Origin of the sequence: Deinococcus sp. QL22 (genome assembly GCF_023370075.1) — a bacterium.
GTDB lineage: Bacteria > Deinococcota > Deinococci > Deinococcales > Deinococcaceae > Deinococcus.
This window is the reverse complement of record NZ_CP097149.1, coordinates 2,531,181-2,552,950: the sequence shown is the minus strand read 5'-3', so window position 1 is coordinate 2,552,950 and position 21,770 is coordinate 2,531,181. Positions and strand designations below refer to the sequence as shown.

Genomic DNA, 21,770 nt, shown 5'->3' with positions numbered 1-21,770 from the left:
GTTTCCTCTTCCCTGCCCTCTGCTTTGCTATGGCATAAGCTCTGGCCCCTGCGCCTCCACCTTTCGCCCGATGCAACCCACACCCATCTGGGTGCGTACTGGGGAGCATGAGCGATAAATCTGGCCCCCTCTCGCCGCTGACCCCACCCGAAGGTCTGAACGTGCCCGCATCTGTGCCTCAAGTCGGTGCGGGCGACGCTTCCAACATGGTGCCGCTCTCTGCCGAAGACCGCGCCCGGCTGGACACGCTGGCCCGAGCTTTTGTGGAAGATGTGCTGTCGGCGGGCACGCACAGCGACACCTTCAAGCGCAAACTGGACGCCGTACACGAGTTGGGCGCACAGGAGCAGCGGGCAGCGGCACAGGTATCGAGCCGCATGATGGAACGCCCGCTGCGGGCCTCTAAAGCCGGGGCGTTGGCCGAGGGCAGCGACATTTTGCGCGGCCTGACCGACCTGCGGCGCACCGTGGAAGACCTTGATCCTTCCCGCACGCCCACCGTGCGCGGGTTTCTGGGCAAGCTGCCGGGTGGACGCAAGGCGCAGAACGCGATGGACAGGTATCAGAGCGCCCAGTCGCATCTGAACGCGATTCTTGAGGCGCTGTACCGCTCTCAGGATGAACTGCGGCGCGACAATGCCAGCATTGAAACCGAGAAGGTACACCTGTGGGAAACCATGCAAAAGCTGCGGCAATACGCGCATGTGGGGAAATCGGTGGATGAGGCCCTGACCGCCCGCCTGACCACGTTGCAAGCCACTGACCCCGACAAGGCCCGTATTGTGCGCGAGGAATTGCTGTTTGCGGTGCGCCAACGTGTGACCGACTTGCTCACACAGTTGGCAGTAGGAATTCAGGGCTACCTCGCGCTGGATCTGGTGCGCCGCAACAACATGGAACTGATTAAAGGTGTAGACCGCGCCAGCACCACCACCGTTAGTGCGCTGCGAACCGCGATCATGGTGGCGCAGGCGCTGGGCACGCAACAGGCCGTGCTGGGACAGGTGACCGCGCTGAACGACACCACCGGGCGAATGATCGGCAGCACCGCGTCTCTCCTCAAGCAGCAATCCACCGAGATTCAGAAACAGGCGGGCAGCGCCACTGTAGACCCGCAGATTATTCAGGCCGCCTTCCGCGATGTGTACGGCGCACTGGACGCCATCAGCACCTACCGCACGCAGGCGCTAGAGCGCTTTAAGGACACCATTTCGGTGCTTGACCAAGAGGTGAGCCACGCTCAGACGTACCTAGACCGGGAACGTCAGCAAGCGTCACGGGACGTAGCGTTGGGGCTGAACGTGACGGAGAAGGGGGATTTGAAGCTGTAGGTCAGCGGCGTTCCTGCCCATTCCAATTCGTTTTAAGCTTGCCCGTCACAAGGTTGGTGGTTGGCCCTTTGCCGTTTTCGTCGCGCAAGGCCAGATGAGGCACATCGTAATAAGCCCATTTGATCCTAAATCCAGCCATGAGAAATGGCTCGCCTAGCAGATAGCAGGCACGACAATCTGCTGGCTTAGGCACAAGCTGATCGAAACTGTAATTGGCGAGTACTTGACCCTTGAGGCCATAGATGACAAGGGCATTTTTGGGCTGACCGTAGCCTGCGTGGTTGTCTATCGTCACCACCTGCCCCCCTGAATTTAGCATCACTTTCGCAGGAAGGTTAGCCAACTGACGTTTCCAAACCGTCTTTAGCGTGCCATTGGGTGACATCTGCACCAGTTCGCCATAGGCGGTACGGGCAGAGGCAGTGGGCTGATCCACATTCTGTGGCAAGAGTTTAAAAGCGTAATTGCCGTAATCTGAGCCAATGAGCATCGGCTGTGGTGGCAGCCATGAAGTTGCAGAGGCTGTCAGACTCAGGCCCAACACAAGCGGAATTAGGCGGCGCATACCGTAGCTTAACAGTCGGTCACTGACGCCCCGCTGATGCTCCCAATCCATTTCAAGAGTCCCTAAAGGCCGCCCACCCTGCCCCTGCGCCAGACTGCGCCCATGAATCTCCAAGACGTTGTGAGCGCATTTGAAACTGCCTACACTCCCGACCCCCGCGAAGGCCTGAGCGTGACGCATGTGATGGACGGCAAATTGCAAATCGAGGTGCGCCACCAGGATCAGGACGCCCTGCGCGGGTTTGACGTAGTGGCCGAGCCACTGGAAACGGAGCAGCGCAACGCCGCCGATCTGGGCCGCGACATGGCCGAGGTGGTGGCCCGCGAGTTGGCGTATGGGCAATTGTCGGCGGTGGACGAAGAAGGGAACTTTAAGCGGATAGTGGTTTAAAGGGCGTAGAGCTTACCCGCCCTTCTCTTCAACTTCGGCTTGCTTGTCACTCCACTCGGCCACTTTCGCTTCCAGTTCGGCCTCCAGATCGTGCGCGGCCTGTCCTAGTGCGGCGTAATCGGCCCCTGCACCTGCTGCATGTAGGGCGTTCTGGGCGTCCATCAGGTGTGCTTCCAGGCGGGCAACTTCGGCTTCCAGCACTTCCACCTGCCGCTTGAGATGCCACAGGCCTTTGCCTTTGGCTGGCGCGGGTTTCGGAGCAGTCACCACCGCCGGAACATTGGGCAGCACAGGCTTGTGCTTGGCTTTGTAGTCGGCCCAGCCGGGATATTCATAGAACAGGCCGTCCTCGATCAGCCAGATTCGGTCAGCCAGCCCCTCAATAAAGGCGCGGTCGTGGCTGACCATGATCAGGGTGCCTGTAAACGCAGTCAGCGCTTCTTCCAGCGATTCCACCATTTCCATATCGAGGTGGTTGGTCGGCTCGTCCATCACCAGCAGGTTGTGGTCTTCCTGTGCCAGTTTCAGCATAGCCAGTCGCGCCCGTTCGCCGCCCGACAGAATCTTGGCCTGCTTGTCGTGCTGATCGTAAGGAAACATGAAGGTTCCCAGCAGGTCGTGGGCTTCCGGGTCTTTGGAGACGTACTCGCGGGCCACGTCGTACAGCGTTTGGCTGGGGTCTACGCCGCGCAGCGCCTGATCGTAGTAGCCCACCGTGACTCTTGCCCCAGTAAGGACGCGGGCGCGGGGGTCGTTGCTGGGTTCCAGCCCCAACAAGGCCTTCAGCAGCGTGGTTTTGCCTGCCCCGTTGCGGCCAATGATCGCCACTCGCTCGCCCCGGCGCAGTTGCACGTTCACATCCTCGAACAGGGTGCGCGGGCCGTGCCTGCCCTCTATTCGGCGCGTCACATGGCGGGCGTCCAGCACCACGTCTCCGCTTTCCGGGGCGTGAAACACGATGCGGGTGGTGCGCTCGGCGGCGGGCGGGGCGGCGGTGGCGCGGGCCTGCATGCGGTCTACGCGGGCCTGCATCGCTTTGGCGCGGCGGGCCAGCTTACTCATGCCCAGCCCCCAGATCTTCATGCGGTCGGCGCTACTTTGCAGGGCGGCCACCTGTTTGGCATCCTGCGCGGCAGCAGTAGCCTGCCGTTCCAGTTCGGCGTCCAGATTTTCGCGGAAAATGGTGTACCCGCCCGCGTATACCTTCAGGCCGCCACCGCGCAGATACGCCGTTTCGCGGGTCACTGTATCCAGAAAAGTCCGGTCGTGGCTGATGACCAACACTGCGCCGGGGTAACGCGATAAAAAACTTTCCAGCCATTCCACCATCACGATGTCGAGGTGGTTGGTCGGCTCGTCCAGCAATAGGACATCGGGGTTTTCCACCAGCAACGCCGCCAGCCCCAGCCGGGTGCGTTCGCCGCCACTGAGCGCCGATACCAGATCGGTTTCACGGCCCCGGAAGCCGAACGCCAGTGTTACGGCATCTTTGCGGCTGCGGCGTTCGTAGCCCCCACGCCTCACGTAATGCTCCAGTACCTCTTCATGGTGCATTACGCTTTCGGGGGTACCGCTGCTCATGGCCGCCGCCGCCGTTTCCAGTTCAGCTTCCAGTGCGTCCAAATCATGGAAGGCCGCGTCCAGAATGCTGTCTACCGTAGAGCCGTCTGCAAACACCGGATCTTGGCGCAGTGCCCGCACCCTCACCCCCGGAGAACGCCGCACCGTCCCTCCGTCCGGGGCAATTTCACCCGTCAGCAGGCGCAACAGCGTGCTTTTGCCCGCGCCGTTGCGTCCCACCAGCCCCACGCGGTCGCCGGGTTGAACGGCAAAAGTGACCTCTGAAAGCACGGTCAACGGCCCATATTCTTTGATGGCATCCTGCACAGCAACAAGCACGCCCTGTACTATACCGCCCAGCACTCGGCTTCTCTCCCGGCACGCTCCCATATATCTTGGTGTCAAATTTCTGGCAGTCAGATGTATATTTGTCAGATTCTTCGCTTAGACTAGAAGTGTGAAGTTGTCTGCTCAGGTTTCTACTCCCCAAATTCTTCAAGTCCAGGCTCCCCTGAAGAGCGGTCTGTCGGCTGGACTTTTGGGAATGAGCCTATGGGTGGGCGCTTTGGGCCTCGGTCAGGCCAGTGCACAGGCGGCGTTCCTCACTGTGCGCGAGGCAGCGAGCCGAGTAGAAATTCAGGAAGCGGGCAATGTCTGGCGCACGCAGGCCGGAATATCCAGTGTTGCGCTGGGCCTCCGCACAGGCACAGGCCGCGCCGTCCTTCAAAGTGGGACAGGTCAGGTCGTGGTCGGCAGCGCCTCCAGGCTCAGAACCTACCTGCAAGAGGCCGATTTGCTGGAAGGCCAGTTCCTGCTGCGGGGCCCAGTAGAGGTGCATGTTCAGGGCAACCACCTGTTTATAGACGGAACCGGGCAAGTGCGGGTTGACCTCGCTCCCGGCGGTTCCACGCTGCGGGTGGCCGTCATCAGTGGTTCCAGCCGTCTGGCGATAGGCGCACGTATTACCACTGTGCGGGCAGGTCAGCAGATTGCCCTCAAGACCGGGCAAATCAGCGACTTCCGTGAAACCGATCCCTGGTATGCGGCCCAGTTCAGGGGAGCCGGAACCGCCACCATCGAGGCCACTCGCGGCGGTGTGAAGTTGTTCCGGGGTGGGGCTGCGTCTGTGAATGCCGCTGTGGGCGACGATTTGGCCGCAGGCGAGCGCCTGACCACCGACACCAATACCTGGGCCGAAGTGGGCTTTACAGGCGGCGGCTACCTGCGCCTGACCGAGCAGAGCGAACTGAGCGTGATCGCCATAGACAAGACCGCGCAGGGCCGGGAAGTGACCCTACAACTTCTGCGCGGCAGTGCCTGCAACGTGGTGCAAAAGGGGCAGGGCGGCTACAAGATCACCACGCCTGTGGTCAGTACGGCGGTACGCGGAACCGTCTTCCGGGTCGATGCCAACGGCCTCGTAAAAGTGTTCGAGGGGCAGGTAGCTCTGGCCAGCGATGAGGATGTCACCGTGTCGGAAGGCGAGCAGCGGCAGCAAGGCGGCCAACTTCAGCCCCTGACGCCTGACGCCCTCGACGCCTTTAATATTGCGCGTGACGCGGAACGGGCGCGGCCTCTGGTCTTTAAGCTCGACCCGACGCCCAGCAGCCTGCGGGAGTTGGCCCTGTCTGCCCGCAGCCTGCAGGGCGCCACCGTGACCGCCACCATTGCCGGACGCACCGTCAACCTCAGTGCCGCGGAGGGGACAGAAGGGCTGTTCCGGTTAGAACGCTTGCAAGACACGCTGCCAGAAGGAGAGTACGCCGTGCAGGTGACAGCCACCCGCTTTGGACAGACAGTCACGCAAACGCGCCAGATTCGCCTCGACCGCACCGCGCCTGTCGTCAGCAACCTCAGAGCCAGCGTCGAGGGCCGCATTCTGACCCTGACCGGACAGGTGGCCGACGCGGGTACGACTCAGCCCCTTCTGACCGTCACTTTGGGCGACCTCAGCTACACCTGGCGCGTGCAGGGCAACTTTAGTGTGCTGCTGCCCGCACCTACATCTGCCGTTCCCATCCGGGTCAGCGTGCAGGACGGGGCCGGAAACGAGAGTTATGCTGCTCTCCCCTGAACGCTCGCTGGCCCGCTATACCGTGCCGGCGGCGGCGGTCTTGGCAGCGGCCCTGGCCCTGCTGGTGCCCGACAATGTGCGGCTGCACGACGCCCTGAACCGCGCTTTACCCAGTCCTGCCGACCAACGCGTCGTGGTGATCGGCATCGATGACGCCAGCCTGCGCGATTACGGACGGCTGGACAGTTGGCCCCGCGAGCTGTACGGCCAAGCACTGAACACGCTGGATGAGGCGGGGGCGCGGGCCATCGGCATAGACGTGATCCTCAGCGATCCGGCGCAGAACGACCAACGTCTGGCCGACGCCTTTAGCCGCCCCAACGTGGTGCTGGCAACCGCCCCCGGCGAGGACACCACCGCCGCCCACCCCGATTGGCGCTCCCCCACCGGAGTCAGTGCCCTGAACATCGCCTCCGACGGCTTGGTGCGTTCTTTTCAGGCGGCATACCGTGAAAACGACATGGCCTCTGCCCAAAGCAAACTCGTTCCGAGCTTGGCCCGGCAGGTGGCCGTGATCGCGGGCCGCGACGTGCCGCTGAACACTACACCGCGTGTGCTGCGCTATACCCGGCCCGATCTGGAACGTCTGCCCGTCCTGTCTTTCCGAGATGTGGTCAACGGCAATGTGCGCTACAGCGATCTTCAGGGCCGGGTGGTGCTGATTGGCCTGACGGCGACTGGGCTAGGCAACGGCGGTCTGGGCGGTCAAACCCTGCGCGACGTGACGGGCGAAGTGGTGTCCGGCGCACTGCTTCAGGCACGGGCCGTGTCCAGCCTTCTCAGTCCGCCGTTTCAGCAGATTCCACTGTGGCTCACCGTCTTGCTGTGCGTGCTGGCGGCCAGTGCTGCGGTGCTGGCGCGGGGGCTGTGGGGCTTCGGGATTGCGCTGCTGGCGCTGTCTCTGGCCGTCCCACTGTGGCTCGCCAATATCCTCTTACCGGGCGTCACGATTTCGCTGGCAGCCATTCTGGGCACGGCGTTGGTGGCATTGGAACGCTGGTGGAATTTACGAAATATCGGCACGCTCGACCCGCTGACCGGATTGGGCAACCGATTGGCCTTTACCCGCGCCGTGGAACACCGTTGGGCCGCCCGCGCCGAACGCCCGCTGGGGCTGCTGCTGGTCGATCTGAGTGGCTTCCGGAAGGTCAACGATACGTATGGCCGCAGCGCTGGAGACGAACTGCTGCGTGACCTCGCGGCCCGGATTCAGACCCACAAGCGCCGAGGTGACGTGATCTTCCGTTGGGGCGCAGACGAGTTCGCCGTGCTGCTCGACAATACCGACGATCTAGACTTGGCCGTGATCACCGAACGAGTGCAGCGCACCCTCGACGCCATTTCCTTCCGGGACATCCCGCTGCGGGCCAGCGTGGGCGCGGCCACCACCACCCCCGATATCCGCACACCCGTAGAACTGATCGAAGCTGCCAGCCGCAGCCGCTACCGCATGAAGTACCAGCGGGAGCAGAGGGAGTAGGGACGGCGGGAAGGAAGATCGCAGAGAAAAACGATAAAGCAGTGAGGCCGCCCAAGTTGGACGGCCTTCTTTGTTGTACTTACTTTGGTTTACTCAGCAGCTTGGTTGTGAATACAGTCCGCAGAAGTGGGGGGCGACCACGAACGATCTACCCCCCACCCTCCCTTACCTTCCTGCCAGGAACAGCCAGATCGCCGGATTCTGTACCCAACCATACCAGATATTGGGCAAGACGCCCAGCACCGTGACGCCCAATACTCCCAATACGACGGCAAAATTGGTGGGCGTGCGCTGGCCGTTCGGGTATTCGCGGGCAGGCGTGCGGTCGGGCATGAACATCAGCATGGCGGGGCGCAGATAGTAGATGAGCGCGGCCACGCTGGTGAGGGCGGCCAGCACGCTGATCCACACGTACCCATTCTGGAAGGCCGCCTGAAACGCCAGATACTTACCGAAAAATCCGGCGAAGGGGGGCAGACCCGCCAGCGACGCGAGGCACACGGCCAGCGCCACCGCGTAGGCCGGATGGCGGTAATACAGGCCGCGCAGATCATCAATTTCCATGCCCGTTTCATCGCGCTGGAGGGCAGCGACTACGGCCAAGGCTGCTGCCGTCATCAGGGTGTACACGAGCAGGTAGTAGCCCAGTGCCGCGCCGCCTGCTTGGGGGGTACCCAGCAGGCACATGGCGAGGAATCCCGTATGGGCCACCGCCGAATAGGCCAGCATCCGCTTAAAGTTGCGCTGCAACAGGGCCGCCGTATTGCCGATGATCAGAGTAGCCGCCGTGAGGATTTGCAGTACCGAGGCCCAACCGGGCGCGTCGGCCAGTGCGCCGCCAAACACGCGCAGCATTCCGGCAAAGGCGGCGACCTTCACCACCGTACTCAGGAACAGACTGACGCTGGTGGGCGCTCCGCCGTACACATCCGGCGTCCACTGGTGAAAGGGAGCCAGCGCGACTTTGAAGGCAAACCCCGCCAACATCAGGAGTGCGCCGCCGACCAGAATACCCACGTTGGCAGGCGTGAGGCCGCTGGCTTTGGCAGCAATTCCGGCGTAACTGAGGCTGCCGGTTGCGCCGTACACGAAGGCGATGCCGTAAATGAGGATAGCGCTGCCCACCGCGCCCAGCAGGAAATACTTCAGGCCCGATTCTTCGGCGCGGCGCGAGGCTTGCAGTGTTGCCAGCACATACCCGCTGAGACTCATGATTTCCAGCCCGATCAGCATCACGATCAGGTCGCCGGAAAAGGCAATGAGCAGCGTGCCTGTGATGGCGTACATCAGCATGGCGTCGAATTCGGGAAACGACACGCGGGCGCGGTAGGCCGTATCGAGGCTGACCAGTAGCGTCATGATGCTGCCTACAAGAATGGTGAGGCCCAGCAAAATGGCGGCGTTGTCGGCTTGCAGGCCGCCGCCGAAGGCAGTTGCGCCGCTGTCCCAGAGCGTGACCATGCTGACGCCCGACAAGACCAACATGACCAGATTGATGATGGTCAGGGCGCGGCGCGGGAGGTTGAAGCCCAGAACCGTGCTGGCAATGGCTCCGGCCAGCACAATCAGGATGGGCAGCATGGCCGCCAGTTTCACATCAGGAATTTGCAGTGCGGATTCAGGCATTTAATTGGCTCCCAGCGCAGCAAGAACGGTTTTGACCGCTGGTTGGATCAGGTTGATGGCCGGGGCCGAATACACCCCGAAGAAGAGGGCCACAGCCAGCGGCAGCCCCAGCACCAGCCATTCGGTGCCGTGCAGGTCGGCCACTTTGATTCCACCCAGCGGGCGGCCCTGCCAGAAGGTGGTCTGGAAGGCACTCAGGGCGTACACAGCGGCGGCAATGGTGGTCAGGCCTGCCACGAAAGTAATCCACGGCTGCACCTGATACGCGCCCAACAGGATGCTGAATTCTCCGACGAATCCGGCAAAACCGGGCACGGCGATAGAGGCGAACCACAGCGCCATCGTGAGGCCGCCCAGCGCACCCGCCTGATTCATCACGCCGCCCACGCGGGTATCGAGGCTGCCGATGCGCTCCTGAAGCATCCCGACGGCCAGGAACAGCGCCCCGGTATACACGTTCTGGAAGGCCAGCAGATACATTGCCCCAATCACGGCAGTTTCGTTGAGACTGAACACGCCCAGCGCCACGAACCCCATGTGAGACAGACCCGCGTAGGCCAACAGGCGTTTCCAGTTGGTTTGCCGGAAGGCGATCCACGCGGCGTACAGGGCCGTGAATGCGGCCAGTCCCATCAGGATGGGGCGCAGTTGCTCGGAGGCATCGGGGAACAGTTCTATGCCGAAGCGGAAGATGCCGTAACCGCCCACCTTGTATAGCGTGCCCATCAGATCGGGAATGCCGCTGTCGTGGTTCTGCTCGTGGAAATCGGGGAGCCAGGCGTGCAGCGGCCAGAGCGGAAGCTTGACCGCCATCGCCGCGAGGAACCCCAGATACAGCCACGTCTGGGCCGGGCCAGTGACCGTGTTGGCCGCCAGATCCACCAGCGCAAAGGTGGGGCTCCCCCCCAGCGACTTGATGCCAATAATAGAAACCAGCATCAGCAGGCTGCCAAACAGCGTGTAGGCCGCGAATTTGACCAGCGCCCGCATCCGGTGCGATTTGCCGTAGATCGCCAGCATCAGCAGGGCGGGCAGCAGGGCATCCTCGAAGAACACATAAAAGAGGATCAGGTCGCGAGCGGCGAAAATGCCGATCAGACCCGTTTCCATAGCCAGAATCAAGGCCAGCATCGTGCCAGGATTCGCCACCCGCCGCGAGGCGTACAGAATGGCAATCAGGGTCATGAAAGCCGTGACCAGTGCCAGTGTGAGGCTCACACCGTCCAGCGCGACCGAGTAGGTGATGCCCAGCGACGGCACCCAGTTGATGCTGAACAGGTCTGCGCCGCCCGCCCGCCAGATGCCGATGCCGAGGCCCAGCGTGGCGGCGGCGAAGAATCCGGCCACCTCCTCACGCCAACGCACGGGGGTAATCAGCAGCAGCAGCGACCCCAGCAGCGGCAGGAAAATCATGAAGTGGATCATTGGGGGCCTCTAAGGGTTGTGGGATGTGGCACGTGAGATGTGGGGAGGGCGTTGGAATGTAGGGAAAGATCGTGGCGATTGAGGAGTTCACCGGTCTGGATCGCCATGAGGCGAAAACGACAGCCCACAGCTCTTGACCTTCCTAGAATTCCACTCACGCCCCACTTCCAATCGTCTTCAGTGCCCAGTAGCCCAGCATCAGCGCCGTGCCCAACAGCATGGACACCGCGTAGGCCCGCACGAAGCCGCTTTGCCAGCGGGTAAACAGGACTCCCGGCGCTCCAGCGTTGCGGGCAATGCCGTTCACCAAACCATCGGTGCCCCGGTCAAGGCTGTCGAAGGCTCCGGCGAGGGCGCGGCTGGGAGCGCTGACAGTGTTGTCGTAGAGGGCGTCCAGATACAGCGCGTTGGTACTCAGTGCGCCCAGTGGCCCATCGGCCAGGCTGCGGCGGCGGTGTTCGGCGGCGGCCCACAGCAGCCCGATGATGCCTGCAGCGACGGCCAGAGCAGTCAGCAGCCACTCGGTACTGACCGGGATCTCGTGTTCGTGCAGCGGAATGGCGCGGCCAATGTAGTTGTCGAAGGCGTGGTTGCCGCCCAAGAAGGTGGGAATGTTAAGCAGTCCGCCAAAGGTGGCGAGTGCAGCCAACACGCCCAGAGGTACTTTCATCGTCATGTCGGCTTCGTGCGGGTGGGCCACATTACCCCGGTAGTCTCCGCGCCACACCAGGAAATACCAGCGTCCCATGTAGAAGGCAGTGAGCAGAGCCACGCCCAGCCCGATCACGTACAGCATGGGGTTGGCTTCGTAGGCAGAGGCCAAGATCGCATCCTTGGAAAAGAAGCCGCTCCAGATCGGAATGCCCGAAATAGCCAGCACGCCCGCCAGAGAAACGATGTGGGTAAAGGGCATGAACTTCCGCATGCCGCCCATCTGCCGCACGTCTTGCTGATCGTGCAGCGCGTGAATAACTGCGCCCGCCGCGAGGAACAGCAGAGCTTTGAAGAAAGCGTGGGTGAGCAGGTGGAAGACGCCCGCCGAATACGCGTGCAGGCCCACCGCCATGAACATGTAGCCCAGTTGCGACACGGTGGAATAGGCCAGAATCTTTTTGATGTCATGCTGGTTGAGGGCCGAGAGCGCACCATACAGCGCCGTCAGGCCGCCGATCCATGCCACCCACAGCGACGCATTGGGGGCCAGATCGTACAGGAAGTGGCTGCGGGCCACCAGATACACGCCCGCCGTGACCATCGTGGCCGCGTGAATCAGGGCCGACACCGGGGTGGGGCCAGCCATCGCGTCGGGAAGCCAGGTGGTGAGGGGCAACTGGCCGCTTTTACCGATGGCGCCCACCAACAGGAACAGACAGGCCAGTTCTATTCCGGCCACCGCCACCCGCGTGGATTCGGCACGTTCGGCCAGTTCGGGAATAGACAGCGTGCCGTACAGCTTGTAGATCAGGAACATGCCCAGCATGAAGCCCAGATCGCCGATGCGGTTCATGATGAAGGCTTTGCGGGCGGCGTTGGAATTGCTGATGCCCTCGCGGTTGCTCTCATCGGCCAGTTGGGGATTGGTGGTGGTGGCGTGGCGTCCGGCGTACCAGAACCCGATGAGCAGATAGGACGCCGTGCCCACGCCTTCCCAGCCCACGAACATGAGGGGGTAGGAGTCGGCCAAGACCAGAATCAGCATCATCGCCACGAAGAAATTCAGGAACGCGAAAAAGCGCGTGAACTTGGGATCGTGGCTCATGTAGCTGAGGGAATAGACGTGAATCAGGAAACCGACGCCCGTGATGATCAGGGCCATCAGGGCGCTCAGTTGATCCAGATAAAAGCCGACGCTGAGGTTGGCGTTCAGGGCCATATTGGGCAGCCACGTCCACAGGATTTCGTGGGAGGGCGTGTCGGTTTGGCCGAGGAAGCGCACCAACGCGACTAAAAAGCTGGCGAAAACGGCAGCCGAACCCAGCAGGCCGCCGGACTTGCCGGGAAACAGGCGCGGCAGGCAGATCAGCAGGGCGAAGCCGAGGAGCGGAAACAGCGGAAGGAGGTAGAGGGGCACCGAAGACAAGGACATACTGCCACTCAGCCTTTGAGGGTCGCGAGATCATCCACGTTGGTGGTTTCGCGCTTGCGGAAGATGGCGATGATGATGGCGAGGCCGATGGCGACTTCGGCGGCGGCCAGCGTCATGACGATGAACACGGCGGTTTGGCCGGTCAGGTCGCCCCACGAGCGGGCAAAGGCGACGAGCGCGATGTTGGACGCATTCAGCATCAGTTCGACGCTCAGGAACACCATGATGGCGGTGCGGCGCGTCAGCACGCCGATCATGCCCAGTGCGAACAGGATGCCGGACAGGGCGATGTAATACGTGGTGGGAACCATCAGGCACGCCCCCCTTCTTTCAGTAGAGCGTCTTTGAGGGCAGGTTCCTGCGCGGTAGATTCAAAAATCAGGCCCTGACCGGACACGGGAAGGCCAGCGGGCTCGGTGTCGGGCACGCCGTCGGGCTGAGGGACGGGCCGCTGCACCAACGCCACTGCGCCCACGATGGCAACCAGCAATAGCACACTGACCGCCTCGAACGGGAGCAAAAAGCGGGTCAGCAGGGTTTCGCCCACTGCGCCTGCCGTGCCGTCGCGCAGCAGCGCCGCCGATTCGGTGAGGGGGCGGGGGTCTTCGTAGGTAAAGGCCAGAACCACGAATGCCCCGGCCAGCAGCGTGCCGCCAATTCCAGCCAGTTCGCGCACAAAGGGCACAGGATCGCGCCCGGTCACGGGCTGATTGGCATTGAGGAGCATGATGACGAACAGGAACAGCACCATGATCGCCCCGGCGTACACGATGACCTGTGTGGCCGCCAAAAACGAGGCATTCATGGTGGCGAACAGGCCGCCCACACACAGCAACGTGGCGACAAGGCCCAGCGCGGCGTGAACGGCATTGCGGGCCGCGATGGTAATGACGCCGCCCACGAGGGAAAGTGCGCCGAGGATGATAAACGCGAGCATCATAGAGGGTAAGTCACCCCCTCCAATTCGGCTCTTGGACCGCCTTCCACCTTGAAGCCGAGGCGCACTGGCTGACCCTTGCGGGCGGCCTCGCGCCGCTGGGGCAGGCTGCCTTCCACGCCTACCAGCATGTCTTCTTTGGCGTACACGAAGTCGCCGTATCGGTAATCGGCCATTTCGAATTCATTGCCCATCACGACAGCTCCGGTGGGGCAGGCTTCCTCGCACATGCCGCAAAAAATGCAGCGCAGCATGTTGATCTCGTACACGCTGGCGTAGCGTTCGCCGGGGCTGGTGGGGTTGGCGGGGTCGTTTTCGGCGGCCTCTACATAAATGGCGTAGGCGGGGCAGGCGGCGGCGCACAGGCTACAGCCGATGCATTTTTCCAGGTTGGTACCGGGGTGCCGGGTCAGCACATGCCGCCCACGAAAACGGGGTTGCAGGGTGGCCCGCTGTTCGGGGTAGCTGACAGTTACGGGCTTTTGAAACAGTTTGCCGAGCGTGATGCCCATGCCCTTGGCGATCTCAAGGACGCCCATAGTTGCCTCCGGCAGTAAAACGAGTGAGTCGTGAGTGAGTCGTGGTCGGTAGGAAAAATGGGGGCGAGAGTCTCAATTGCTCATCCATGCAAATCGCGCCTCCTTTTTATTCTTGCTGAGCAGAAACCAACCTGTTCCACCATCGCCGTAATCCATAACAAAAGGGACGTTGTCGGGATTGTCGCTGTCCAGCTCATGCTCCGGCAGTTGCAATAGGAGTTGCCAGCCTGCCTCTGATCCAGCGGGCAAGGAAATTTCTTCCGGCGCTATGGGCGTACCGCCCAATTTGGGGCCACCAAAAGCGGTGGTATGGGCTTCAAAATCTTCGTCTGATCCTTCAAATGCCGTGGAATGCCGCTCAGACATTTCTGCCCAATCGGGTTCGTTCACAACTTTGCCGTCTAGCAGCCATTCCTGTTCAGTGGCAACTGGGCCAACTGGCCCCCCCATGCCGATACTGAGGCGAGGTTGCAAGATGACCGCAAAATTTTCTTCGTAGTATTTATCGTCCTGTTGGTCGTAGATTTCGACAAAGAGGTAAGCCATCGTCGGATCATTCAAACCAAGTCCGGGCTGAGTCAGATCAATCTGCCCAATAAACCGGAGCGGCCTTGCAGTGGCTTTGCTGAGGGGCCACTGGGTGTCCTTCATCCAGAGGGGCTGTCCGCCGAATTTAGTGATCGGCCCACGGAGAGGAGCAGACGCCGGAACAAAACTGGTGATTTTAAATGCCTCAGGCATTCAGTCTCCCCCAGCAGGCCGCGCAGGAGACAGGTTGGCGTCTTCACGCCGTACGGTGGGAGCCGTCCACAGCACGCGCATCCGGTCGCTGAAGCCGATAAGCAGGGCCACACCTGTAACGCCCAACAGAACGAGGAGCAGGACGCGCACCCGGCCCGTGGAAAAGGCGATAATGGCCGCCGTCAGCACCGTATTGGCAAGGGCCACCGGCAGCAGCAGCTTCCAGCCAAAGCGCATCAGCTGGTCGTAGCGCAGGCGGGGCAGGGTAGCGCGCACCCAGATGAACAGGAACAGGAACGCGGCGATCTTGGCGAACAGCCAGATAAAGGGCCAACTGGCGATGCCGGGGATCAGGCCCTCCAGGAACGCTGGCCCCCGGTAGCCGCCGAAAAACAGGGTCGCCATGACTGCCGACGCCGTGATCATGTTCACGTATTCGGCCATCTGAAACAGCGCCCACTTGATCGCGCTGTACTCGGTCAGGTAGCCCGCCACGATTTCCTGCTCGGCTTCCGGCAGGTCAAAGGGCGTGCGGTTGGTTTCGGCAAACGAACTGATCAGGAACAGTACAAAGGCCGTGAGCTGAAACATGATCAGCCAGCCGCTGTTGGCCTGCCAGTTGGTGATGGCGTGAAAGGACGTGGAGCCGACGAGCATCAGCAGGCCAAGGACGCTGAGGCCCATGCCGAGTTCGTAGGAAATCATCTGGGCGCTGGAGCGCAGGCCGCCCAAAATTGGGTATTTGCTGCCCGACGCCCAGCCGCCGAGGAAGATGCCGTACACGCCCATAGACGTGATCGCCAGCAGCGCCAGCAGTCCGGCATCGAGGTTGTACACCCACGGATCGGCCCCGAACAGGCTTCCGGCAGGGCCAGCGGGCAGGCCACCAAACGCGGTCAGCGCACACCCGATGGCAATAATCGGCGCGAGGGTGTACACCAGCTTGTCGGCCAGCGTCACCGTCAGGTCTTCCTTAAAAATGCTTTTGATGGCGTCAGCGAGGGGCTGCAAGAGTCCCATCGGGCCGACGCGGTTTGGCCCCAGCCGAATCTGCATGCGGGCCAACAGCCGCCGCTCGATCAGGGTCATGTAGGCGAAGGTGGTCAGCAGACCGAGTGCCACGCCCACACCCTTAAGCAGCGTAATCAGCAGTTGAATAATCCAATCTGGCATCAGTCATCGCCCCCAGTCACGCTAGACTCAGTCACGCTAGTCCCAGTCCCAGCCATCGGCAGTTCCCACTTGTTGTCCACCAGACTCTCGATGCGGTCTACCCAGGTGGCCTTCCACGGATCGGGCTTCAGGGTCATGCGCTCTGTCCAGAGTTGCGGGCGGTGCGTTTGTCCGGTGGGCGCGTCGTACACGGGGCCAAGGGGCCGAATGGCTCCGGCTTCGGGGAGGTCGGTCACGTCCACGCCGAGGCGGGTCTGAAGGAGGGCCTGTGCCGATTTCAGGCCACGAATGCGGGTGCGGAGGCCCAAAGCTTCGGCCAATGCCGCCAGCGTGCGGGTCAGGTCGGCGGCCTCGCCTGCGTTCAGGGCAGCCTGTTGCAGGGGCAATAGGCGGCCTTCTACATTCACGGTGGTGCCGCGTTTTTCGTAGTTGGTGACGGCGGGCAGCACCACGTCGGCGGCCTGCGCGGTGGCCGTCAGGTGCGTGTCGTGGACGATGGTAAAGCCGCCCAAGCTCTGGCCTGTTGCCACTGGGTCGAGACGGGAAATGAAGGCCGCCCGCGTGTGATTGATGGCAGAGTAGCCCTGCCCCCCACTGCGCGGTACAAGGTTCAGATGTGCGAGTCCACTGCTGTTGGCGGCGGCTGGAATCGCCATGACTTTGGCCCCGGTGCGGGCCATGAGGTCGCTCAGTTGGGTGGCAAACGCGCCCGCAGAAGCCCCGTTCAGCACGTCGGCTCCCAGGATCAGCACTGGATTTTTGGCACTGTTCAGCAGATTCAGGGCGGCCCGTGCGCCCTCGGAATCGGGGCGAATCAGGGTCAGCAGGTCAACGTTGGCAGCCTCCACGAAGGTTCCGGCATTGCCCGACAAGCGGGACGCGGAACCGATAACGGCCAGCTTTTCCGGCTTCCGCGCAGGCCGTTCGACCAGTCGCAGATCGGCAATGGCCGTGCCGTGCGCGTATTCGGGGGGCAAGATGCCGCCGCGGAGCATTTCCAGCACACGCAGTTCCACAATCGGGGCTTCTTCGCCTAAATCTGCACCCAGCACCACCACAGCGTCGGCAGTGGCAATGTCGTTCAGGGTGGCGTTCGACAGAATTTCGGCGGGGTAGCGGGGCCAGTGATCCACCGAATTCGTGCCCGTCAGCGCGGCCAGGGCTTCCAGCGCCGCGCCTTCTTCCAGCGTGGAGTCGGCGTGCAGGAACAGGGCGAGATCGGCGGTGTTCATGCCGCCCAAGCCCGCACGGATGGCGGCGATGGCTTCATCCCAGCCCGTTTCCACCAGTTCGCCGTTGACGCGCACCAGCGGCCTGGTTAGGCGGGCCTCGGAGGCGAAGACGTGCCCGAAACGGCCCGCGTCGCAAATCCAGGCCTCGTTGACTTCCCGGTTTTCGCGGGCCACCACGCGCTCCAGGCGACCATTGCGGGCGTCGGCAGTAATCGAGCATCCGGCGGGGCAGAGGGTACAGGTCGTGGGCGTGTGGTCGTATTCCCAGTTGCGGCCCCGGAAGCGGGCCACGTTGTCCAGCAGCGCTCCCACCGGGCAAATATCGGTGATGTTGCCCTGGAACCCGGTGGGCAGGCCACCCTCCTCGGTGTCGATGAAGGTATGCCCGCCGCGCTCGATAAAGTCCAGCACCTCCTGCCCCGGCACTTCCTCGAAGTAGCGCACGCAGCGTTTGCAGTGAATGCAGCGCTCCTGATCCAGAATCACAAAGTCGGAGAGGGGGTAATGCTTGTCAGCGTGGCGGCGGTCAAAGCCGAAGCGGCTTGCGCCGTAGCCGTACTCGAAGGCCCGGTCTTGCAGCTCGCACGCGCCGCCCTTGTCGCAGGTGGGGCAGTCCAACGGGTGGTTCAGCAGCGTGAATTCCATCATGCCCGCCTGCGCTTTGGCAACCACATCGGACGTGGCGGCGGTGCGAATGTGCATCCCCTCGGTGGCCTGCATGGTGCAGGACGCCATCGGTTTGGGGAACCAGAAAATCTTGGGGGTGGCGGCGTCGCCTTCCCCTTCCATCACAAAGGAGCCGTCCGGGTTTTTGCGTGGGCTGCCCGATTCGATCAGGCACATCCGGCACGCGCCCACAGGCGACAGGTAGGAGTGGGCGCAGAAAAACGGCACATCCTGCCCCGCGTGGAACACGGCGTCGATGGCCGATGTTCCCGCAGGCAGTTCGACTTGGACGCCATCAATGGTGACTTTCATGTCTCTTTCCACCTTTTGCGCGACCCATACAGCGGCGTTTGCGTATTCGCCAGCGCGTCATATTCTTCCCTGAACAGTTTGATGCTGCTCAGCACCGGGCCGAGGCAGGCATCTGCCAACGCGCAAAAGCTGCGGCCACCGATATTTTCGGACATATCAAGAATCAGTTGCACGTCGCCGGGTTGTCCGTGACCGCGCACCTGTTTTTCGTACATCCTGACCATCCAACTGGAGATTCCCTCGCGGCAGGGCGTGCATTTGCCGCAGGATTCGTGGGCGTAAAAGCGCACCATGTTCCAAGTGGCGTTGACGATGCAGTCGGCCTTCGGAATCAGCGTGACGCCGCCTGTGCCCAACATGCTTCCAGCAGCGGCGATGGCCTCGTAATCCATCGGCGTATCCAGCGTTTTGTCCTCGTAGGGCAGCATGGGGCAACTGGAACCGCCCGGAATCACGGCCTTGATCTCTTCGAGGGGGCCACCCGCCCAGTCAAAAATCAGTTCGCGGAAGGTGGTTCCCAGCGGCAACTCGTACACGCCGGGCCGCGCCACGGGGCCGCTGATCTGAAACAGCTTCATGCCCTTGCTCTTTTCGGTGCCCATGCCCGCATGCCAATCGGGGCCAAATTTCAGGATCTGGGTGGCGGCGCAGAAGGTTTCCACGTTATTGATAGTGGTGGGCAGTCCGTATAGACCAGCGGCGGCAGGAAACGGCGGCTTGAGGCGCGGATTGGCCCGCAGTCCCTCCAGGGAGTTCATCAGCGCGGTTTCTTCGCCGCAGATGTACGCACCCGCGCCCCGATGCAGGTGAATCTGGAAATCGAAGCCGCTGCCCAGAATGTTCTGGCCCAGCAGCCCGGCATCCCGCGCCTCGTGAATGGCGGCCCAGATGCGCTCGGCGGCGTGCACGTACTCGCCCCGGATGTAGATGTAGCCCACACTGGCCCGCATCGCAAACGCGGCGATAATCATGCCCTCAATCAGCTGGTGCGGGTCTTCGGAGAGCAGGTAGCGGTCTTTGAAGGAACCGGGTTCGGACTCGTCGGCGTTGCAGATGATGTAGTGCGGTTTGCCGTCGTTGAGGGGCATAAACGACCACTTGAGGCCAGTGGCAAAACCTGCGCCGCCGCGTCCGCGCAGGCCGGATTTCTTGACCTCATCAATAACCGCGTCGTTGCCGATGGCAAAGGCCCGCGTGACGGCCTGATAGCCCCCGTGCTGGCGGTAATACTCCAGCGTCCAGCTCTGATCCTGGCCCACATGGGCGTAGAGCGTGGGCGCAAAGCGGGGGTCTTTGCCGCTGGTGATGGGCTTAGGCGGCGTCAGGGTGGCGGTCATGCGGCGCCTCCGGTCAGGGGAGAAAGGCCGCCGATGCTGGCCCCGACCATTTCTCCGTTGGCCAGCGTTTGCCGCCCCTCGGCGTTCACGGTCACGGGCACCAGATTGTCGGGCGCGGGCGGCGCGTCGGCGTGCAGGGCGGCCAGAATGCGGGCGCACTTGCTAGGCGTCACGTTTTCGTAGTAGCCCTCATCGCCGATCTGCATCATGGGGGCCGTGCCACAGGAGCCGAGGCATTCCACCTTCTGCACGCTAAATCGGCCATCGGGCGACACTTCACCAGGTTGCACATCCAGCGTCTCTACAAGTTGATCCCACAGTTCGTCGCTGCCCGCCAAGGAACACATCAGCGTGGAGCAGACTTGCAGATGATATTTGCCCGTAGGAACCGTGTGGTAGGTCGAATAGAAGCTCATGACGCTGCGAACTTCGGTGGCCGTCGTGCCACACAGGGCAGCAATTTCAGCCATCTGCGGCTCGGACACGTAGCCGTGCGCGTTCTGTACCTCACGCAGCAGCGGCATCAGCGCCGAGCGGCGGCCCTGCGGCGAGGCCGGATAGCGGCTGAAAATATCGGCCACGAGGGGTTGTTTGTCTGCAAAGTAACTCAAAAGAGCCTCCATTCACTCGATCTCGGCATGTAAAAACTGACCGTCAGTACCGTACCAACCACTTACACTGAAAACGTCAAATAATGGGGTGTGGTATGAAACTATAAAGCTCCAGAAATTTTCGGTGGCGTCAGAATAAATAACGCACTTCAAAGTCATCGATTCAAGCATCGCACCTATTGACGGTTGGACTACATTACAGAATTCCGCCCACTTGTCATCTACCAGGACATCTTTTACTATCTCTGAACGACAATCAAACTCGTGTTTCTGCACGTGGCTCAAAAAATTCGTGATTGTTAAAGCCTGCGGGTCTGAAAGGTTCTCGACACGAATGTCGAAAGGTACAGTCCAACCCGATATATCAATTTCTTGCCGCCATATCCGACGACTGACTTGTATATGCTCAGGAAAAAATGGATGTACTGTTGAGCCGGTTGTCACCGATCCACGTCCCCCAGCACTGGGTCAATCGTTGCCAGAATGGTGATCAAGTCGGCGAATTGGCTGCCCACGCAGGCATATTCCAACGCCTGCAAATTCACGAAGCTGGGGGCGCGGATTTTCACTCGGTAGGGCATAGAACCGCCGTCCGACACGATGTAATACCCCACTTCTCCGCGTGCGCTTTCTACGGGCACGTACACTTCCCCCACAGGCGGGTGAAAGCCTTCCGTGACCAGTTTGAAATGATGAATGACCGCTTCCATGCTGGTTTCAAGCTCGTGGCGTGGCGGCAAGCTGATCTTGCGGTTGGGGTCTTTCACTGGCCCCGGCTTCAGCATTTTCAGGGCCTGCCGCACGATTTTGGCACTCTCGCGAAATTCCATCAGGCGCAACTGGAAACGGGCGAGGCTGTCTCCGGCGGTGCTGACGGGCACATCGAATTGGTAGTTTTCGTAACCGCAGTACGGGTTGGCCTTGCGGTGATCGAGCGCCACGCCGCTGGCCCGCAAGTTTGGCCCGGTCAGGCCCAGATCCAGCGCCACATCACGCGGAATGACGCCGACGCCCGTAGCGCGGTCCAGGAAAATCGGGTTCTTGGCGAACAGGTTCTCGTACTCGGTCACGCCCTTTTCAAACTGCTCGAGGAACACCGACACGCGGGCAGGCCAGTCTTCGGGAATATCGCGGGACAGGCCGCCCACGCGGAAATAGCCCTGATTCATGCGGTAGCCGCAGACCGACTCGAACAGGTCTTGCAGGGCTTCCTTTTCGCGGAAGGCGTAGAAGAAGGGCGTCAACGCTCCCAAGTCCAGCATGCCCGTGCCCACGAACACCAAGTGGCTGTGAATCCGGCCCAGTTCGTGCAGGATGACCCGGACGATGGTGGCCCGCTCCGGCACCTCGGCTTGCAGCAGTTTTTCCACGCCCAGCACGTAGGCCAGCTCGTGCCCAAAGCAGTGCAGGTAATCGGTGCGCGGCGCGTAGGTCACGCCCTGCTGGTAGGTGCGGTTCTCGAATGTTTTCTCGAAACCCGTGTGCAGGTAGCCCATGTGCGGCGTCACCTTGATCACGTATTCGCCGTCCATGTCGACCACCAACCGCAAGACGCCGTGCGTACTGGGATGCTGCGGCCCCACGTTCAGGCTCATGATCTCGGTGTGCATCAGTGCGCCCGAAGTTTCGATGTCGCGCTCCACTGCAACGGGCTTTTTAGGCTGTGTAACGGTCATACACTTCCC

Annotated in this window: 18 protein-coding genes; 4 read left to right on the top strand and 14 right to left on the bottom strand. The window is 61.8% G+C overall.

Going from position 1 to position 21,770, the window contains the following annotated elements:
- Window positions 1–107: 107 nt before the first annotated feature.
- Window positions 108–1,331: a toxic anion resistance protein gene (locus M1R55_RS12785; protein WP_249392132.1), complete on the top strand. Its 1,224-nt coding sequence runs from the start codon at window positions 108–110 to the stop codon at window positions 1,329–1,331.
- 1 nt (window position 1,332) lies between these two features.
- On the opposite strand, the gene M1R55_RS12780 is transcribed toward M1R55_RS12785, so the two are convergent.
- Window positions 1,333–1,896 (bottom strand): hypothetical protein, encoded by a 564-nt coding sequence (locus M1R55_RS12780; protein ID WP_249392131.1) that lies wholly within the window; start codon window positions 1,894–1,896, stop codon window positions 1,333–1,335.
- Window positions 1,897–1,998: 102 nt separating this feature from the next.
- Between M1R55_RS12780 and M1R55_RS12775 the strand changes: the two genes are divergently transcribed.
- Window positions 1,999–2,286, top strand: coding sequence for a hypothetical protein (locus M1R55_RS12775; RefSeq protein ID WP_249392130.1), 288 nt, complete (start codon window positions 1,999–2,001; stop codon window positions 2,284–2,286).
- A 12-nt stretch (window positions 2,287–2,298) separates the two neighbouring features.
- On the opposite strand, the gene abc-f is transcribed toward M1R55_RS12775, so the two are convergent.
- Window positions 2,299–4,185, bottom strand: a complete 1,887-nt coding sequence (gene abc-f / locus M1R55_RS12770; protein ID WP_249392129.1) for a ribosomal protection-like ABC-F family protein — start codon at window positions 4,183–4,185, stop codon at window positions 2,299–2,301.
- Between the two features lie 118 nt (window positions 4,186–4,303).
- On the opposite strand from abc-f, the gene M1R55_RS12765 reads away from it, so the two are divergent.
- Together M1R55_RS12765 and M1R55_RS12760 are read left to right on the top strand one after the other, a co-directional pair.
- The gene (locus tag M1R55_RS12765) at window positions 4,304–5,920 is read left to right on the top strand and encodes a FecR domain-containing protein (RefSeq protein ID WP_249392128.1); all 1,617 of its coding nucleotides are present in this window, start codon (window positions 4,304–4,306) and stop codon (window positions 5,918–5,920) included.
- On the top strand, window positions 5,904–7,400 hold the full coding sequence (locus tag M1R55_RS12760) for a CHASE2 domain-containing protein (RefSeq protein ID WP_249392127.1): 1,497 nt from the start codon (window positions 5,904–5,906) through the stop codon (window positions 7,398–7,400). The genes M1R55_RS12765 and M1R55_RS12760 overlap by 17 nt, the downstream gene beginning before the upstream one ends.
- Window positions 7,401–7,565: 165 nt before the next feature.
- Here M1R55_RS12760 and M1R55_RS12755 read toward each other — a convergent pair whose 3' ends face one another.
- From M1R55_RS12755 to nuoD, 12 genes are all read right to left on the bottom strand, one after another.
- Window positions 7,566–9,026 (bottom strand): NADH-quinone oxidoreductase subunit N, encoded by a 1,461-nt coding sequence (locus tag M1R55_RS12755; protein ID WP_249392126.1) that lies wholly within the window; start codon window positions 9,024–9,026, stop codon window positions 7,566–7,568.
- Window positions 9,027–10,451 (bottom strand): NADH-quinone oxidoreductase subunit M, encoded by a 1,425-nt coding sequence (locus M1R55_RS12750; protein WP_249392125.1) that lies wholly within the window; start codon window positions 10,449–10,451, stop codon window positions 9,027–9,029. It lies immediately after the preceding gene.
- Between the two features lie 154 nt (window positions 10,452–10,605).
- Window positions 10,606–12,537: an NADH-quinone oxidoreductase subunit L gene (gene nuoL, locus M1R55_RS12745; RefSeq protein WP_249392124.1), complete on the bottom strand. Its 1,932-nt coding sequence runs from the start codon at window positions 12,535–12,537 to the stop codon at window positions 10,606–10,608.
- Between the two features lie 8 nt (window positions 12,538–12,545).
- Window positions 12,546–12,848, bottom strand: coding sequence for an NADH-quinone oxidoreductase subunit NuoK (nuoK, locus tag M1R55_RS12740; RefSeq protein WP_249392123.1), 303 nt, complete (start codon window positions 12,846–12,848; stop codon window positions 12,546–12,548).
- Window positions 12,848–13,477: an NADH-quinone oxidoreductase subunit J gene (locus tag M1R55_RS12735; protein ID WP_249392122.1), complete on the bottom strand. Its 630-nt coding sequence runs from the start codon at window positions 13,475–13,477 to the stop codon at window positions 12,848–12,850. The genes nuoK and M1R55_RS12735 overlap by 1 nt, the downstream gene beginning before the upstream one ends.
- Window positions 13,474–14,013 carry an NADH-quinone oxidoreductase subunit NuoI gene (gene nuoI, locus M1R55_RS12730; RefSeq protein ID WP_249392121.1) on the bottom strand — a complete coding sequence of 180 codons (540 nt, stop codon included), beginning with the start codon at window positions 14,011–14,013 and terminating at the stop codon, window positions 13,474–13,476. Before nuoI ends, M1R55_RS12735 begins: the two co-directional genes overlap by 4 nt.
- Window positions 14,014–14,085: 72 nt before the next feature.
- Complete coding sequence (locus tag M1R55_RS12725; RefSeq protein WP_249394208.1) at window positions 14,086–14,664, bottom strand: DUF1963 domain-containing protein; 579 nt, start codon at window positions 14,662–14,664, stop codon at window positions 14,086–14,088.
- A 90-nt stretch (window positions 14,665–14,754) separates the two neighbouring features.
- Entirely contained in the window at window positions 14,755–15,927 is a 1,173-nt protein-coding gene (gene nuoH, locus M1R55_RS12720; protein WP_249392120.1) for an NADH-quinone oxidoreductase subunit NuoH, read from the bottom strand.
- The gene (gene nuoG / locus M1R55_RS12715) at window positions 15,927–18,137 is read right to left on the bottom strand and encodes an NADH-quinone oxidoreductase subunit NuoG (RefSeq protein ID WP_249392119.1); all 2,211 of its coding nucleotides are present in this window, start codon (window positions 18,135–18,137) and stop codon (window positions 15,927–15,929) included. The genes nuoH and nuoG overlap by 1 nt, the downstream gene beginning before the upstream one ends.
- A complete protein-coding gene (gene nuoF / locus M1R55_RS12710; RefSeq protein WP_249392118.1) occupies window positions 18,134–19,474 on the bottom strand; it encodes an NADH-quinone oxidoreductase subunit NuoF in 1,341 nt (446 codons plus the stop codon). Before nuoF ends, nuoG begins: the two co-directional genes overlap by 4 nt.
- Entirely contained in the window at window positions 19,471–20,085 is a 615-nt protein-coding gene (nuoE, locus tag M1R55_RS12705) for an NADH-quinone oxidoreductase subunit NuoE (protein WP_249392117.1), read from the bottom strand. The genes nuoF and nuoE overlap by 4 nt, the downstream gene beginning before the upstream one ends.
- A gap of 440 nt (window positions 20,086–20,525) precedes the next feature.
- Window positions 20,526–21,761 (bottom strand): NADH dehydrogenase (quinone) subunit D, encoded by a 1,236-nt coding sequence (nuoD, locus tag M1R55_RS12700; RefSeq protein ID WP_249392116.1) that lies wholly within the window; start codon window positions 21,759–21,761, stop codon window positions 20,526–20,528.
- Between the last annotated feature and the right edge of the window lie 9 nt (window positions 21,762–21,770).